The organism is Methylobacterium sp. 391_Methyba4, from assembly GCF_029691625.1.
Lineage (GTDB): Bacteria > Pseudomonadota > Alphaproteobacteria > Rhizobiales > Beijerinckiaceae > Methylobacterium > Methylobacterium fujisawaense.
This window is the reverse complement of the sequence record NZ_CP121475.1, coordinates 1,809,400-1,822,960: the sequence shown is the minus strand read 5'-3', so window position 1 is coordinate 1,822,960 and position 13,561 is coordinate 1,809,400. Positions and strand designations below refer to the sequence as shown.

The 13,561-nt window shown below is 71.7% G+C and carries 12 protein-coding genes; 3 read left to right on the top strand and 9 right to left on the bottom strand.

The window, feature by feature from the left end:
• Nucleotides 1-21: 21 nt before the first annotated feature.
• The 6 genes from P9K36_RS08595 to P9K36_RS08570 all read right to left on the bottom strand — a co-directional run bounded on the left by P9K36_RS08595 (nt 22) and on the right by P9K36_RS08570 (nt 7,920).
• Nucleotides 22-1,374 carry a hypothetical protein gene (locus P9K36_RS08595; RefSeq protein WP_043756598.1) on the bottom strand — a complete coding sequence of 451 codons (1,353 nt, stop codon included), beginning with the start codon at nt 1,372-1,374 and terminating at the stop codon, nt 22-24.
• Nucleotides 1,375-1,383: 9 nt separating this feature from the next.
• Nucleotides 1,384-2,820, bottom strand: coding sequence for a peptidoglycan-binding protein (locus tag P9K36_RS08590; RefSeq protein ID WP_043756595.1), 1,437 nt, complete (start codon nt 2,818-2,820; stop codon nt 1,384-1,386).
• Nucleotides 2,817-4,178 (bottom strand): hypothetical protein, encoded by a 1,362-nt coding sequence (locus P9K36_RS08585; RefSeq protein ID WP_043756594.1) that lies wholly within the window; start codon nt 4,176-4,178, stop codon nt 2,817-2,819. Before P9K36_RS08585 ends, P9K36_RS08590 begins: the two co-directional genes overlap by 4 nt.
• A gap of 22 nt (nt 4,179-4,200) precedes the next feature.
• On the bottom strand, nt 4,201-6,153 hold the full coding sequence (locus tag P9K36_RS08580) for an AAA family ATPase (RefSeq protein ID WP_043756593.1): 1,953 nt from the start codon (nt 6,151-6,153) through the stop codon (nt 4,201-4,203).
• A 69-nt stretch (nt 6,154-6,222) separates the two neighbouring features.
• A complete protein-coding gene (locus P9K36_RS08575; RefSeq protein WP_043355315.1) occupies nt 6,223-7,323 on the bottom strand; it encodes an AAA family ATPase in 1,101 nt (366 codons plus the stop codon).
• A gap of 3 nt (nt 7,324-7,326) precedes the next feature.
• Nucleotides 7,327-7,920: a hypothetical protein gene (locus P9K36_RS08570; RefSeq protein ID WP_043389344.1), complete on the bottom strand. Its 594-nt coding sequence runs from the start codon at nt 7,918-7,920 to the stop codon at nt 7,327-7,329.
• A gap of 274 nt (nt 7,921-8,194) precedes the next feature.
• On the opposite strand from P9K36_RS08570, the gene P9K36_RS08565 reads away from it, so the two are divergent.
• The 3 genes from P9K36_RS08565 (at nt 8,195) to P9K36_RS08555 (ending at nt 11,879) form a co-directional block, all read left to right on the top strand.
• Complete coding sequence (locus P9K36_RS08565) at nt 8,195-8,827, top strand: response regulator transcription factor (protein WP_043389341.1); 633 nt, start codon at nt 8,195-8,197, stop codon at nt 8,825-8,827.
• A gap of 85 nt (nt 8,828-8,912) precedes the next feature.
• Nucleotides 8,913-9,737 (top strand): hypothetical protein, encoded by an 825-nt coding sequence (locus P9K36_RS08560; protein ID WP_111474043.1) that lies wholly within the window; start codon nt 8,913-8,915, stop codon nt 9,735-9,737.
• A gap of 495 nt (nt 9,738-10,232) precedes the next feature.
• The gene (locus tag P9K36_RS08555; protein ID WP_111474044.1) at nt 10,233-11,879 is read left to right on the top strand and encodes a hybrid sensor histidine kinase/response regulator; all 1,647 of its coding nucleotides are present in this window, start codon (nt 10,233-10,235) and stop codon (nt 11,877-11,879) included.
• A 31-nt stretch (nt 11,880-11,910) separates the two neighbouring features.
• On the opposite strand, the gene P9K36_RS08550 is transcribed toward P9K36_RS08555, so the two are convergent.
• The 3 genes from P9K36_RS08550 to urtE all read right to left on the bottom strand — a co-directional run bounded on the left by P9K36_RS08550 (nt 11,911) and on the right by urtE (nt 13,560).
• Nucleotides 11,911-12,195: a hypothetical protein gene (locus P9K36_RS08550; RefSeq protein ID WP_043756588.1), complete on the bottom strand. Its 285-nt coding sequence runs from the start codon at nt 12,193-12,195 to the stop codon at nt 11,911-11,913.
• 160 nt (nt 12,196-12,355) lie between these two features.
• Complete coding sequence (locus P9K36_RS08545; protein WP_043347550.1) at nt 12,356-12,562, bottom strand: hypothetical protein; 207 nt, start codon at nt 12,560-12,562, stop codon at nt 12,356-12,358.
• 302 nt (nt 12,563-12,864) lie between these two features.
• A complete protein-coding gene (urtE, locus tag P9K36_RS08540; RefSeq protein WP_043756581.1) occupies nt 12,865-13,560 on the bottom strand; it encodes an urea ABC transporter ATP-binding subunit UrtE in 696 nt (231 codons plus the stop codon).
• Between the last annotated feature and the right edge of the window lies 1 nt (nt 13,561).

Below are 13,561 nucleotides of genomic sequence, written 5' to 3'. Positions count from 1 at the left end.
CGTGGACCGCGGGCGGGACGCTCACTTCGGGTCGGAGCGCTCCAGGACCGGCTTGCCGCCATCGGTGCGGAACCGGACCGCGTAGGTGCTGTTCGTCGACTGGGCGTTGCACGTGATGACCACCGGGCCGCCCATCGGGTTGGGCAACTCGCAGGTGCCCTTCACCTTGATGGTGGACTGGTCGCGCTCGGCGTACATCAGCTCGTCGATGGGCTGGCGCAGGGTGCCGCCTGCGACGAGGCCCTTCGCCGAGGCCAGGAACGCCATGGCCTTGCCGTCGGTGGTGCCGAAGATGAACCCGGCCTTCGGGCTCCCGACGACGGAGGTGTTCACCGCACCCGAGGCGCAGAGGGCGGTGAGATCCTCCCCGTCCATCACCAGGGATTCGCAGCGGCCCTTGAAGGACAGCTTCAGGAACGTGCCCGGCGGCGGGTCCCGCGCCTCCGCGGTGTCGCGGGGCGCGGGCGGTGGAGACGGTGACTGCGACGGCGACGGCGACGGCGGCGTGTCGGGCGGAGCCGGAGCCCGCGCTTCGGCGGGCCGATCGCGGGAAGGCGCGGTCCCGCCGTCCCGCCGGTCCCAGCCGCCGCGAGGCTGGCCGGGCTGCCAGACGCAGAGACGGACGCCGTCATTGTCCCAGCAGGGGCCGCTCGGGGACAGGGCGCCGAGGGATTCGGCGGCGCGCAGGCCACCGGACGACCCGTTCCAGAAGGCGGTGGCTTTCAGCGGGTTCTGCGGGTCGCGGACGAGCTGCGCCACGACGTCGAGCTTGCTCCCGGAATAGGAGCGGATCTCGAAGCCGCGGGCACCGGTCTGCCCGGTCTCCGCCCGGAACTGGCAGGCCCCGTCGAGGCGGACATCGCCGGCGACCTCGAGGTAGCAATCGGCGGCCCGCGGCGCGCCGGCCTCGGGCGCCGCCGCGGGAGCCCCGCCGAAGCCGGGGCGGCCCTCGCCGACCTTCCAGGCGCAGACCCGGCTCCGGGACCCGGTCCAGCAGGCGCCCTCCGACGTGACGCCGTCGGCGGGGCCGTCCTCGGGCTTGCCGCCGGGCTCCCGGTTCCAGGTGGCCGTGCCCCGGCCCGGCGCCGTCACCGACACGACCACGCCGTCGCGCAGGTAGCCGTTGTCGTAGGTGGCGAGGCGGAACCCGCCCACGCCGTAGCTGCGCGCGTCGGTCAGGAACTCGCAGACCCCGTCGATGACGGTCCTGCCGTCGGCCGCGAAGAAGCAATCGGCCTTGCGGACCTTGATCTGCGCCTGCGCGGCGGCGGGCAGGAGGAGGCCGGCCAACAGGGCGGCGGCGAAGAGGGCGAGGCGGCGCCCGGCCCGAGGGGCCGGGAACCGCGCAGGATTCGAACGGCGGCGGGGGGCCATGGCCGTCTCCTATGGATTGCCGAGGAGGCGGCGGGCCGCCTGGATGGTGCGGTCGTTGCGCTGGTCGACGACGCGGCCCTGGTAGAGATTCCGGTCGGCGAGGCGTTGCTGGAGCGCGGCCCAGAAGCCGACGCCCCATTTGTCCTGCTCGAGGTTCTGCAGGATCTCGGTGGACTTGAGTTCGAGGGCGCGGATCGTCATGTCGGCCGCCTTGCCGGGATCCCGCTGCAGGCCGGCGCCGCCGATATCGAACAGGAACGCCGCCGAGGCCGCCGCGGGGGCGAAGGAGGCCTCGCCCGCGAGGCGCTCCAGATACCGCCGCGCCAAGAGGCCGTCGGGGGCGGTGATCCGCTGCTCCGTGTTCGCCGGCGACAGGAGCAGCGCGTAGAGATACTGCGCCACCGAGACCCCGCTCTCCGCCAGGCTCCTGAGCTTCGCCTCGTCGGCGGCGTTGGTGGTGGCGCTCTTGAACAGCGCCATCAACGCCTCGACGCTCGGTGCGGAGGCGGGTGGTGTCGCGGGCGGTGTCGCGGGCGGCGGCGTGCCCGGCTTTCCGGGGCCGGAATTGCCCGCCCCGGAATTGCCCGCCCCTGGATTGCCGGTCCCCGGATTGGTCTGCGGGCCGGCGGCCCTGCCGGCCAGCGCCTGCACGGCCGCGCGCGTCTGCGGCGTCGCCGACCCGTCGGCGGGGCCCGTGTAGAAGCCGCGCTTCGCGAGATTGCGCTGGATCGCCGCCACGAGGTCGGGGGGCTGGCGGCCGAGCTCGTCCGTGAAGGTGGTGACCGCCAGCGGCAGCTTGGCCGCCACCGTGTCCATGTAGAGATCGGCGGCCTTCTGCGGATCGCGCGGGACGCCGCTCTCGGCATCGGTGTAGCAGCCGGCGATCCAGTAGAGCGTCGACCAGGAATCGAGATAGGCGTTCCGGGCGGCGACCGGGTTCGCGTGGAAGGCCAGCCCGTAGCGGCAGCCCCGCTTGAGATCGTATTGGCCGCGGCCTCTGTTGAGCAGGAGCTCGGTCATGCCGCGCTGGGCCCCGGGGAAGCCGAGGTCGGCGGGCTTCTGGTAGTAGGTCAGGGCCTTGGCGGCATCGGGCTTGACGGGATTCTTGGCGTAGAGCGCGGCCCATTCGGGATTGTAGAGGGCGCCCATGAACGAGCGGGCGCTGACGTCGCCGGCCTCGGCACCCGCCTTGAGCTTCTCGAAGGCGGCCCTGTCGCCGTCCTTGCCGGCCTTGTCGAGCAGGTCGAGATAGAGCTTCTCGTTCTCCTTGCTGTCGGCGGGCTTGCCCCACTCGCCCGCGGGCTTCAGCAGCGCGAGGGCGAGGCCGGCCAGGAGCGCGACCGCGGCCTGGGGCAGGACCAGCCAGGCGAGGCGGTAGCGCGCATCCGCGTACCAGAGCGTCGCGTGCGCCCGGAGCCGGTCGGTCCCGATCAAGACGCCGCTCATGACTTGGCTTTCATGTAGGCGCGCAGGGCCGTGATGACCGCCGGATTGCGCGTGTTCTCGACCGGGAGCGTGTAGAAGCCGCGGGTGGTCAGTTCGGCCTGAAGGGCGCCCCAGAACCCGTCGCTCCAGTGCCCCGCCTCGGGGAACAGCAGCCAGAAGGTGATCTGGTCGTCCTTGAGGTCGATGCCCCGCAGGGCGAGGGCCGCGGCCTTCCGGGGATCCTTGGCGACGTTGCCGTAGCCGGAATCGTAGAGCACCGCGGCCTCGCCCGCCGCCATGCCGTTCCCGGCGGCCGCGGCGCGCTCGTAGGCGGCCACGGCGACCTGCGCGTCCGGCGCGAAGACGTCGCCCTTGTTCATCACCGGGTTGAACAGGCGCGCATAGGCGGTGAGCGCGTCCGCGTCCCCGGCATCGGCCCGGCCCTTGAGCTCGGCCAGCTTCCGCCGGTCGCCGGCCCGGGCGGCGGTCGCGAGGGCGATCACCTCCGGATCCGGGCCCTTGGGCGCCATCCGCCGCGGCTCGGGCCGCGGGGTCGCGACCGTGTTGGTGATCCCCGCCTCCACCTGGAGGGCCGTGATGATCCCGGGATTGGGCCGCCCGTCCACGGGGCCGATATAGCGACGCTGCTCGGCCAGATGCCGCTGGAGGCCCGACACCAGGGCGGGGTTCTGCTGGCCGAGATTGTTGATGAAGGCGTCCATCGTCGGCCGGTGCTTGCGCCACAGCACCGCGGTCACCAGCCCCCCGGCCCGGACCGGGTCCTGCGGCAGGCCGCTCTCGGGCTCGACGTAGCAGGTGGCGAGCTTGACGGTGAGCCGCTCCTCGCCGGTGATCGTGCGCTCGAGCGTCTCGGGATCGTCGAACCAGGTCTGGGCGAGGCGGCAGCCGCGCCGGAGGTCGCGGTTGGGGTTGGCCGGATCGAGCAGCACGTCCGCGAGGCGCGCCACCGCCAGGAGGTCGCCGATCGCGGCGCCCGGTCCGTAGAGGGCGGCCGCCCGGGCGAAATCGTTCGGCGCGGGCTTGCTGGGAAAGTAGGCGGCGGTCAGCGGGTCGTAGAGCGTCCCGAGCTTGGTCGCGGCGTCGATCTGGCCCCGGGTGGCCGCGGCGGTCAGCGCGTCGAACGCCGTGCGGTCGCCGTCCTTGCCGGCCCGGTCGCGCAGGGCGCTCAGCTCGGCGATCCGCGCCTTCGAGGCGGTGGCCGGCTGACCCCAGACGCCCTGCGCGGCCAGCGCCATGCATAGGCCCGCCACCGCGCAGGTCACGGCCTGCGGCAGGGCGAGCCAGGCCAGGCGGTAGCGGCGATCGTCGTACCAGAGGGTCGCGTGCGCGCGCAGCCAGTCCTCGCGTGCGATGCTCATGGCCGCGACGGCTCCCGGGCCGTCACGACAATGCGGCGGGGCGCGGGGCGCCGCCGCCGAGCGCCCGCTCGAAATCCACGAGCTCGAACTGGCCGTAATCGCCCAGGGGATCGCTGGCGAGCCGCATCGCCTGGGCCTCGCGCAGGCGCTCCAGGAGGGTGCGCATCGCGCGGGCATTCGCCCAGTCGTGCCGCTGCGCGCGCTGCTCGACCCACGGGATCAGCAGGGTCTCGAAGCGCGGCGGCAGCCGGAAGGATTGCCGCGACGCCATCAGGCGCAGGATCTCGACGAGGTCGTAAGGATCGTAGGCCGGGAATTCGACGGTCTTGGTGAAGCGGCCGGCGAGGCCGGGATTCGTGTCGATGAACCGCGCCATGTCGCCGGTGTAGCCGGCGACGATCACGATGATCCGGTCGCGGTTGTCCTCCATGAACTTGAGGAGGGTGTCGATCGCCTCCTTGCCGAAGTCGCTTCCGCCCCCGCCGCCCTCGGCCAGGGTGTAGGCCTCGTCGATGAACAGGATGCCGTCGAGGGCCTCGCGGCAGCGCTCCAGGGTCTTGGCCGCGGTCTGGCCGACATAGCCCGCCACCAGCCCGGCCCGGTCGACCTCGACCACGTGCCCCTTCCGCAGGACGCCGAGCGCCCGGAAGATGTCGCCCATGATGCGCGCCACCTCGGTCTTGCCGACGCCGGGCGGGCCGGTGAACACCATGTGCTGGCTCACCGCGCCGACCTCGATGCCCTCGGCGCGGCGCCGGGCATCGACCAGCACCCGCGCCGCCACGGTCTTCACCTGCTCCTTGACCGGCGCGAGCCCGATCATCGCGTCGAGGCGGGCCATGACCTTCCGGGCCGCGTCCATGTCGACCGCGCCGCCGGCCTGGCGGCCGAGGGCCGCGGCGATGTCGGCGGGCTCGAGCCGGTTGATGTCGCCGCCGGGGCTGGCGGCGAGGCGCAGCGCCTGCGCCTGGCGGGCCTTCTCCAGCACCGTGCGCATCTCGCGGGCATTGGCCCAGTCCTCGGCCTTGGACCGGGCGCCGACATAGGCCGCGAGGTCCTTCTCGAACCCCTCCGGCATGACGAAGCCCTGGCCGGCCGCCATGCGCTTCAGGATCTCGGCGAGTTCCGGCGGGCTGTAGGGCGGGAACTCGACGGTCTTGGTGAAGCGGCTGGCAAGCCCCGGATTCGTGTCGATGAACCGGCGCATGTCGTTGGTGTAGCCGGCGACGATCACGATGATCCGGTCGCGGTTGTCCTCCATGAACTTGAGGAGGGTGTCGATCGCCTCCTTGCCGAAGTCCCCGCCGCCGCCGCCGGCGGCCAGGGTGTAGGCCTCGTCGATGAACAGGATGCCGTCGAGGGCCTCGCGGCAGCGCTCCAGGGTCTTGATCGCGGTCTGGCCGGCATAGCCCGCCACCAGCCCGGCCCGGTCAACCTCCACGACGTGGCCCTTGCGCAGCACCTTCAGCGCCTTGAAGACGTTGCCGAGGATCCGGGCGACCTCGGTCTTGCCGACGCCGGGGGGCCCGGTGAACACCATGTGCTGGCTCATGGCCGCCACCGGCAGGTTCTGGGCGCGGCGCTGCTGCTCCACCTGCATCCGGGCGATGACGCCCTTCACCTCCAGCTTCACGGGGTCGAGGCCGACCATGCCGTCGAGGGTCGCGAGCGCGGTGGCCAGGAGGTCCTTCTTCTCCGCGCCCGCGCCGTCGTCCACGAAGCGGATCGGGCGGATCCTGCGGCTCGCCCGGGCCTGGTCCAGGGCGCGCCGCGTCGCCTCGATCCGCGCCGGGATGTAGCTCGCCGCCAGGAGGCCCCCGACGAGGCCGCCGAGGATCAGGCCGTTGCGCAGCAGGGCCGCGGGCGTCGCGGCGAGCGGCCCGAGCAGGTCCGGCCGCAGGGCGACCAGCAGGCCGGTGGCACCCAGCACGATGACCGCGAAGAGCGCGACCGGATGCTTGTCGAGGCGTTCCATGGACGTGACAAACCTTGGTGCTGGCCGTGGTGCTGAGCGGGCGCGGGGCGTCCCGCGATCGTCTCGCCGTCAGGCGTCCTCGCCGGTGGCGCGGAGCAGATCGACGATCTCCAGGCGGCGCAGGTCGCCGCCCTGCAGGGCGACCCGGGCGGCCTGGGCCTCGCGGGCCTTCTCCAGGAGGGTCCGCATCTCGCGGGCGTTCGACCAGTCCTCGGCGCGGGACCGCTGCGCGAGCCAGGGGGTGAGCGCCGCCTCGAACCCCTCGGGGAGCGCGAATTGCTGCCGGGCCGCCATGCGCTTCAGGATCTCGCAGAGATCCTTCGGGCTGTAGGGCGGGAATTCGACGGTCTTGGTGAAGCGGCCGGCCAGTCCCGGATTGGTGTCGATGAACCGGCGCATGTCGTTGGTGTAGCCGGCGACGATCACGATGATCCGGTCGCGGTTGTCCTCCATGAACTTGAGGAGGGTGTCGATCGCCTCCTTGCCGAAGTCGCCCCCGCCGCCGCCGCCGGCGGCCAGGGTGTAGGCCTCGTCGATGAACAGGATGCCGTCGAGGGCCTCGTGGCACTTCTCCAGGGTCTTGGCCGCGGTCTGGCCGACATAGCCCGCCACCAGGGCCGCGCGGTCGACCTCCACGAGATGCCCGCGGCGCAGCACCTCGAGGGACCGGTAGATCTCGCCGATCGCCCGGGCGACCTCGGTCTTGCCGACGCCTGGAGGCCCGGTGAACACCATGTGCTGGCTGATCGCCGCCACCGGCAGGCCCTCGGCGCGCCGCCGCTGCTCCAGTTCCAGCCGCGCGATCAGGGCGTTGACCTCGCGCTTGACCGGCGCGAGCCCGACCATGTTCTCCAGATTCGCGATCACGGCCTCGGGAGACCGGGCCTCCACGACCCGGCGCGGCGCCACGATCAGGCGCGGCAGGGCGAGCAGGCCCCCGGCCGGCTGCCCGAGGCCGGCCTCCGCCTTGCGGGCGGCCGTCGCGGTCGCGGCGAGGCCCAGCGCCGCCAGCAGGGCGACGGCGATCCCGATCGCCGCCCTCCACCGCAGCTCCGCTCCGGCGGCGTTCCACCAGGCGACCGGGCCGTAATCGGTGCTCAGCAGGAGCGGCGTGAGGACCGCGACCACGAGGCCGGAGACGACGAAGGGGAGGATGGCGGATTTCGACATCCGTCAGCCTCCGCAGGGCTTGCTGGTGTTCCAGATCACGGGGATCCGCTTGACGCCCGCGGTGGTATCGACCGTCAAACCCGGGGTCAGCTCGACGAACACGTCCTTGGCGGCGCCCTCGATGACGATCTCGCCCTTGCCGGCCTCGTAGGGGGCCGGGAACGGGACCGCGATGTTGATCGGCCCGTCGGTGATGTTGAAGGCCGGCGACAGGTAGTTCCCGGCGCGGATGCGCACCACGCCGCCGGCATCGGCCTTCGTCTTCGACAGGCGCATCAGGCCCAGGGGCGCCCGGCAGGCCTTGGCTTCGGCGACGATCTTGTCCTTCTCGTCGGCGGGCAGGGTTTCGGCGGCCTTGTCGATCTGGCCCGTCTTGACGAGGTTCAGGGCCGGCCGCTCGGCCGTCCCGGCGGTCTCGCCGCCGCCCGAGAGCAGCACGCCCGCGACGGCGCCCGCTGCCACCAGCCCGCCCACGATCGCGATGAGGCTCGGCGACAGGGCCGGCTTGGCGGATGCCGCCGGGCTCGGGGCCGCGTGGGGACCGGACAGCCTGTCCTGAGCCTGCCGCTCAGCATTCTGGCGCTCGACTTCCGACATCCAGCAGGCCCCCGAACATGGAACGACGTAATTCGTGCGCCGCATCGGCACGCACGACAGGACAAACAGCCTTGATGTTTTTGGAAAGATTCAAAAGAACCGGCGGCCGATGCCTGTCATCATGACGGGCTGACTTCTAGGCATGCGGAAAAAACCGGTCTACTAGTGTATCTGACCTATCGTCGCACCCTTGACAGGGCCTGGATTTCATCCGGCATGGCCCTGTGCTGGGGACGTCGTGGGGAAAGATTCCGATGCTGCGATCGGGAGTGGAATGAACGGCTCCGCGCGCGAGACCCTCATCGTCGCCGACGATCATCCGCTGTTCCGCGAGGGCATGCGGCGCATCACCGAACGGCTCTATCCCCAGGCCCTCGTCCGGGAGGCCGCCACGATGGAGCAGGTCCTGGCAATGGCCCGCACCGGGCCGCCGCCCCGGGCGTTCTTCCTCGACCTTCTGTTCCCCGGCCTCGATCCCCGGCACTCCATCGGAGCGCTGCGCGTCGAGTTCGAGCGGGCCTCGATCGTCGTCGTGTCGATGACCGACGACGAGGGCCTGATCCGGACCGTCATGGCCGAGGGCGCCGACGGCTTCATCGGCAAGGCGTTGCCGGCAGCGGAGATCGCCCAGGCGATCGCGGCGATTCGCGACGGGGAGTTCGTGATCCGGCGAAGCCCCGTCTCGGGCCTCGCCCTACCGCGCGGACCGCTCCCGCCCCTGACGCAGCGCCAGCGCGACGTGCTGCGCCTCGTCGCCCGGGGGCACACCAACAAGGAGATCGCCCGGGAACTGGACATCTCGCCCTTCACCGTCCGCATCCACGTCTCGGCGCTCCTGCGGGCCCTCGACGTCACCTCCCGTTCCGCGGCGGCCGCGAAAGCCGCTACGGCCGGTGTCGGCGAATGAGGGGGGCGGGGCGGCGGCTGCGGCGCGTCCGATCGTACACCTGTCCGAATGTCGCCGTCGCGGACCCCGTGGCAAGGGCCGGGGCATGAGGCGATCGGGACACGGGGTCGGGCGTCCGGCCCGCATGCGGCGTCTGGCGGGTCTGGGCCTGGCGGGGCTGTCCGGACTGGCCGCCCGGCCCGCTGCGGCCGATCCCGACCTCGCCATGCTGCCGCATGCCACGGTGCTGGCGGCGATCTGCGGGCGGCCCGCCGACAAGGAAGCCGAGACCTGCCGGATGAAGGACGGCCGCACGGCGGAGTTCTGGACCGCCGCGATGTTCTCCACCGAGACCGGGAGCTGGTTCACCGGGTTCGTCACGATGCCGGCGCCGGGTGAGGATGCCGCCGCGCCCAACCGGCGGAGCGTCGCGGCCGCCACCTACGCCCTCAAGGACATGCGCTGGCGTCTCGCGGGGGTGCAGACCCTGTCCGGGCGGATCGGGGCCGGAAACCGCAACGGCAGCGCCCCGGCGGTGGACGAGCAGCGAGGCGCGGTGTTCAAGCCGCTGAGCCGGGGGCGCCTCCTGATGGGCCTGCGCCTTGCGGCTTCCGGTGCGGCCGGGGCCCGCGACTTCTCCTTCCTCCTCCTGCAGTTCTACGGGGCGCCGACGCGTTGGGTGCTGGCGGGTGAGGTTTCGGCCGGCTCGGACGGCTCGGCCGCCTGCGTCGAGGAGGAGCCCTGCCGGATGGGCACGAGCGAGGGCCGGCTGGAGATCCGGCCGGAGGATCCCCGCGATCCCGCCGCGTGGCCCCCGGTCCGGGTCACCCTCAGCGGCACCGTGCTGGGCGCGGACGGCAGCCTGCGTCCGGCCACGGACCGGGATGCCCGCCTCTATCGATTCGACCCGGCCACCGGCACCTACCGCTGAGGCCGGCCACCCGGCCGGCCTCCCGGAGGGCCACCCGCCACGCCACGGGGTGCCGGTCGCCGGGAGCACTCGGCCGTGGAGCGAGACTATTTTTGCAGTGTCGTAAACAAGATCACACTGAATATTTTCCAAATCGATGTTGTTGCGATGATCGGACTGGGCTGTGCCGAGGACTTTCGAGGATTGTCGAGGATTGTATAGCCGCCCGGCGCCCGGAAATGCCGTCCGCGTCGCCCGATCGCCCCTTCTTTTTACCCCTGGTAGTGCTGCTCACCCTCAGGTAGGCTTGAGAGATCTGTCCTCGGTCGGCGACGGTTGCGGCCGTTGCCCGGGTCCGGGCGGTGATACGGCTGGGCAGTTCGCACGATGACGCGACAGCAGGATACCGGGGCCGGCAGGAGGGGGGGCGGGCCGTATGCCGGAGGCGCAGCCCCCGTGAAGTCCCGGGACGGCGTCGGGGCCGTGCCGTTCGCTTCCGGCCCGGCCTGATCGCCGATGTTCCAGCCGCGCCGCCAGCGGGACGAGGCGTACGACAACGAGAAGGCGCAGGCCCTCATCCGAGCCGTCGTCATCGGCTGCGCCTGCCTGTATCTCCTGCCCCAGATCTACGGTGGCATCGCCCCGCCGGAAGCCCGGTTCGTCGCCTATCTCGTGACCGGCCATTGGGTCTTCGCCGTCGCGCTGTACGGCTGGATCGCCCGGCATCCCGGCAGCAACACGCCGCGCCGCGTCGTCACCTTCGCCCTCGATCTCGGCGGAATGACCTACGCGATGGCCGTGGGCGGCGCGCCGTTCCTGCCGCTCTACGCGATCGTCATCCGGCTGATCGTCGGCAACGGCCTGCGCTACGGGTGCACCTCCCTGAAGGCGTCCACGGCCGCGGCCCTGGTCTCGCTCGCGGTCACGACGTATTTCAACGCGTACTGGCGCGGCAATCCGTTTCTCGTCCTGACGCTGGCGGCCATCACCGTCCTCGTGCCGACCTACATCTACAGCCTCCTGGAGCGTCTGCGCCGCGCCTATGAGCGTGAGCAGGAGGCGAACCTGTCCAAGTCGCGCTTCCTGGCTCAGGCGAGCCACGATCTGCGCCAGCCGATCCATGCCATCAGCCTGTTCACCGCCTGCCTGCGGGACGCCGCGCTGGGTCGGGAGGAACTGCAGATGGTCGAGAACATCGACCGGTCGCTGCAGAGCGTCTCGCGCCTGTTCAAGTCGCTTCTGGATATCTCGACCCTCGACAGCGGCCGGGTGGTGCCCCGCCCCGAGCCTGTCCCGATCAACGACATCCTCGACGACGTGTGGCGCCAGAATTCGGAGGCCGCCCAGCTTGCCGGGACGGTCCTGCGCCGCCGTGCCTGCGCCAGCGTCGTGGACACCGACCGGGCGCTGCTCACGACGATGCTGCAGAACGTCGTCAACAACGCGATCAAGTACGCGCCCGGCCGGCCGATCCTGATCGCGTGCCGGCGGCGGGGCGGTCGGCTCGCCATCCAGGTCTACGATCGCGGCCCGGGAATCCCGGCCGAGCATCAGGACAGGGTCTTCGACGAATTCTACCAGATCCGCCGCCGCGGCGACCGGGACGTCGAGGGCGTGGGCCTGGGCCTGCCGATCGTCCGGCGGCTCGGCGCGCTGCTGGACCTGGCGGTGACGCTGCGCTCGGTGCCGGGGCGCGGAACCTGCGTGACCATCGGCGACCTCCCCCTCGCCGAGGCTCCGGTACCCGCGGCCCCGCGCGACGCCCTCGACCCGCCGGCGACGATCGGCGGGCTGCGCGTGCTGCTGGTGGAGGATGACGGCGCCGTCCTGCGGGCGACGGCCAGCCTGTTGCGTAAATGGGGATGCCGCGTTCAGGCCGAGGCCGGGATCCCCGCTGCGCTGCCCGAGATCGACCTCCTCATCACCGACTTCGAACTCGGGAGCGGCGTGACGGGAACGGAGTGCATCGCGGCGGTCCGCGGCCTGGCGGGCCGTGCGCTGCCGGCGGTGGTGATGAGCGGCCATGACGAGGCGCGCGTGCGCGAGGATCTGGGCGCACCGGACATCCCGATCCTCTCGAAGCCGGTTCGGCCGGCCGAGCTGCGCTCCGTCCTCATCGCCGCCAGCATCAGGCTGCGCCCGCGGCCGGTGCCGGTCGCGTGAGGCCGGCGCGCATGCGGTCGCGGATTTCCCCTTACCGGGCCAGATCGCGCCGGTCCTTGCCGGTACCCTTGCCGAGACGCTCCGTCCCCTCCCCGCCGGCCTGAGGGTCGATCATCGCCTTCAGCAGCGCGTCCCGGGTGAGGCCGTGCTCGGTGGCGATCTGCGAGACGATCCGGAGCGCCTGGGCGGCGGGGGAGCGGTCGGTCACCGGCAGCCGTGCGAAGGCCTGGCTGACGCGCGTGCCCGCCACGTATCCGATGACGATCCCGACGATCACGCCGCAGGCTCCAGCCAGGATCAGGACACCGATCTTCATGAGTCACCCGTCAGCGGTTGCGAGGCTGGCGCCTTCTGACGCTCCTGCGCGGGTGCTTTCAAGCCGGACCGTGCCGACCCGGCAGCCGGCGGGACGCCCGCGTCGCGCGGAGCCCGATTCTCACAGGCGGGCGATGGCGTGACCGAATCGGTCGCCGCCGTCAGCCCTGCTCCGCGCGGTCCGCACCGTCGCGCGATTCGGCCTCTCGGCGGGCCGCGCGGGCCTGGGCGATGAGGTCGATGGCCGTCAGCGCGGCGTTCGCCCCCGTGCCGCCGGCCAGCAGCAGGCCCGGCGGCATCGTCCGGATCTGGGGGCGGCCGCTACGACCGCCGCGGCGTCCGGTTCTTCGATCGGTCGCGTTCGTCATGAGGCCCCACCGCCTGTCAGCGCGGACCGGTCTGCGGACGCGGCCTTGGTAGGGAGATGGTGACCAGCTCGCCGGTGATCGGATCCAGGATCGTCATGGGCGCCCCCGTGGTTGACCCCCATGGCGAACCCAAATTGTGGTTTAACCTTGGCCGAACGAGGCGGTGAACACAGATTTCGTGACCGGAATTTCGGATGCCCATCGTCTGATTGCTGAACATCCGTCCAAATAATCGGATCGGAGGTCCGGATTCCCAAGTGCCTCCGGCGCAGCACCGGCAGGGGCGTGGCGACCGGCGCGCCCTACACCGACATCCACCGGAGCACGTCGGCCTCGACCATCCCGGCCCGGGGGCCGGCGAGCACCACCTGCCCGCGATCCATCACCGCGTAGGAATCGCAGAGGTCGCGCGCCCACGCGAAATACTGCTCGACCAGCACGATCGCCATCTCGCCCTTGGACCGGAGATAGGTGATCGCCCGGCCGATATCCTTGATGATCGAGGGCTGGATGCCCTCCGTGGGCTCGTCGAGCACGAGGAGCTTCGGCCGGGTCACCAGCGCCCGGGCGATGGCGAGCTGCTGCTGCTGGCCCCCCGAGAGATCGCCGCCGCGCCGGTGCAGCATGTCCTTGAGCACCGGGAACAGGTCGTAGATCTCCCCCGGGATGTGGCGGTCGCGGCGCTTCAGCGGCGCGAAGCCGGTCTCCAGGTTCTCCTTGACGGTGAGCAGCGGGAAGATCTCGCGGCCCTGGGGCACGAAGGCGATCCCGGCCCGCGCCCGGTCGTAGGGGGCGAGGTTCTGAATGGGACGGCCGTCGAGCCGGATCGCGCCGGAGCGCACCGGCTGCTGGCCGACGATCGCCCGCATGAGCGAAGTCTTGCCCACGCCGTTGCGGCCGAGCACCGTCGTCACCTGCCCGGCCTCGGCCGTCAGGGAGACGCCGCGGAGCGCCTGGGCGGCGCCGTAATAGAGATCGATGCCTTCGACACTGAGCATG

Excerpts from the sequence above, each read along its gene's own strand:
- P9K36_RS08595 (WP_043756598.1), bottom strand. The coding sequence starts at position 1,374 with ATGGCCCCCCGCCGCCGTTCGAATCCTGCGCGGTTCCCGGCCCCTCGG.
- P9K36_RS08590 (WP_043756595.1), bottom strand. The coding sequence starts at position 2,820 with ATGAGCGGCGTCTTGATCGGGACCGACCGGCTCCGGGCGCACGCGACG.
- P9K36_RS08585 (WP_043756594.1), bottom strand. The coding sequence starts at position 4,178 with ATGAGCATCGCACGCGAGGACTGGCTGCGCGCGCACGCGACCCTCTGG.
- P9K36_RS08580 (WP_043756593.1), bottom strand. The coding sequence starts at position 6,153 with ATGGAACGCCTCGACAAGCATCCGGTCGCGCTCTTCGCGGTCATCGTG.
- P9K36_RS08575 (WP_043355315.1), bottom strand. The coding sequence starts at position 7,323 with ATGTCGAAATCCGCCATCCTCCCCTTCGTCGTCTCCGGCCTCGTGGTC.
- P9K36_RS08570 (WP_043389344.1), bottom strand. The coding sequence starts at position 7,920 with ATGTCGGAAGTCGAGCGCCAGAATGCTGAGCGGCAGGCTCAGGACAGG.
- P9K36_RS08565 (WP_043389341.1), top strand. The coding sequence starts at position 8,195 with ATGAACGGCTCCGCGCGCGAGACCCTCATCGTCGCCGACGATCATCCG.
- P9K36_RS08560 (WP_111474043.1), top strand. The coding sequence starts at position 8,913 with ATGAGGCGATCGGGACACGGGGTCGGGCGTCCGGCCCGCATGCGGCGT.
- P9K36_RS08555 (WP_111474044.1), top strand. The coding sequence starts at position 10,233 with ATGTTCCAGCCGCGCCGCCAGCGGGACGAGGCGTACGACAACGAGAAG.
- P9K36_RS08550 (WP_043756588.1), bottom strand. The coding sequence starts at position 12,195 with ATGAAGATCGGTGTCCTGATCCTGGCTGGAGCCTGCGGCGTGATCGTC.
- P9K36_RS08545 (WP_043347550.1), bottom strand. The coding sequence starts at position 12,562 with ATGACGAACGCGACCGATCGAAGAACCGGACGCCGCGGCGGTCGTAGC.
- urtE (WP_043756581.1), bottom strand. The coding sequence starts at position 13,560 with ATGCTCAGTGTCGAAGGCATCGATCTCTATTACGGCGCCGCCCAGGCG.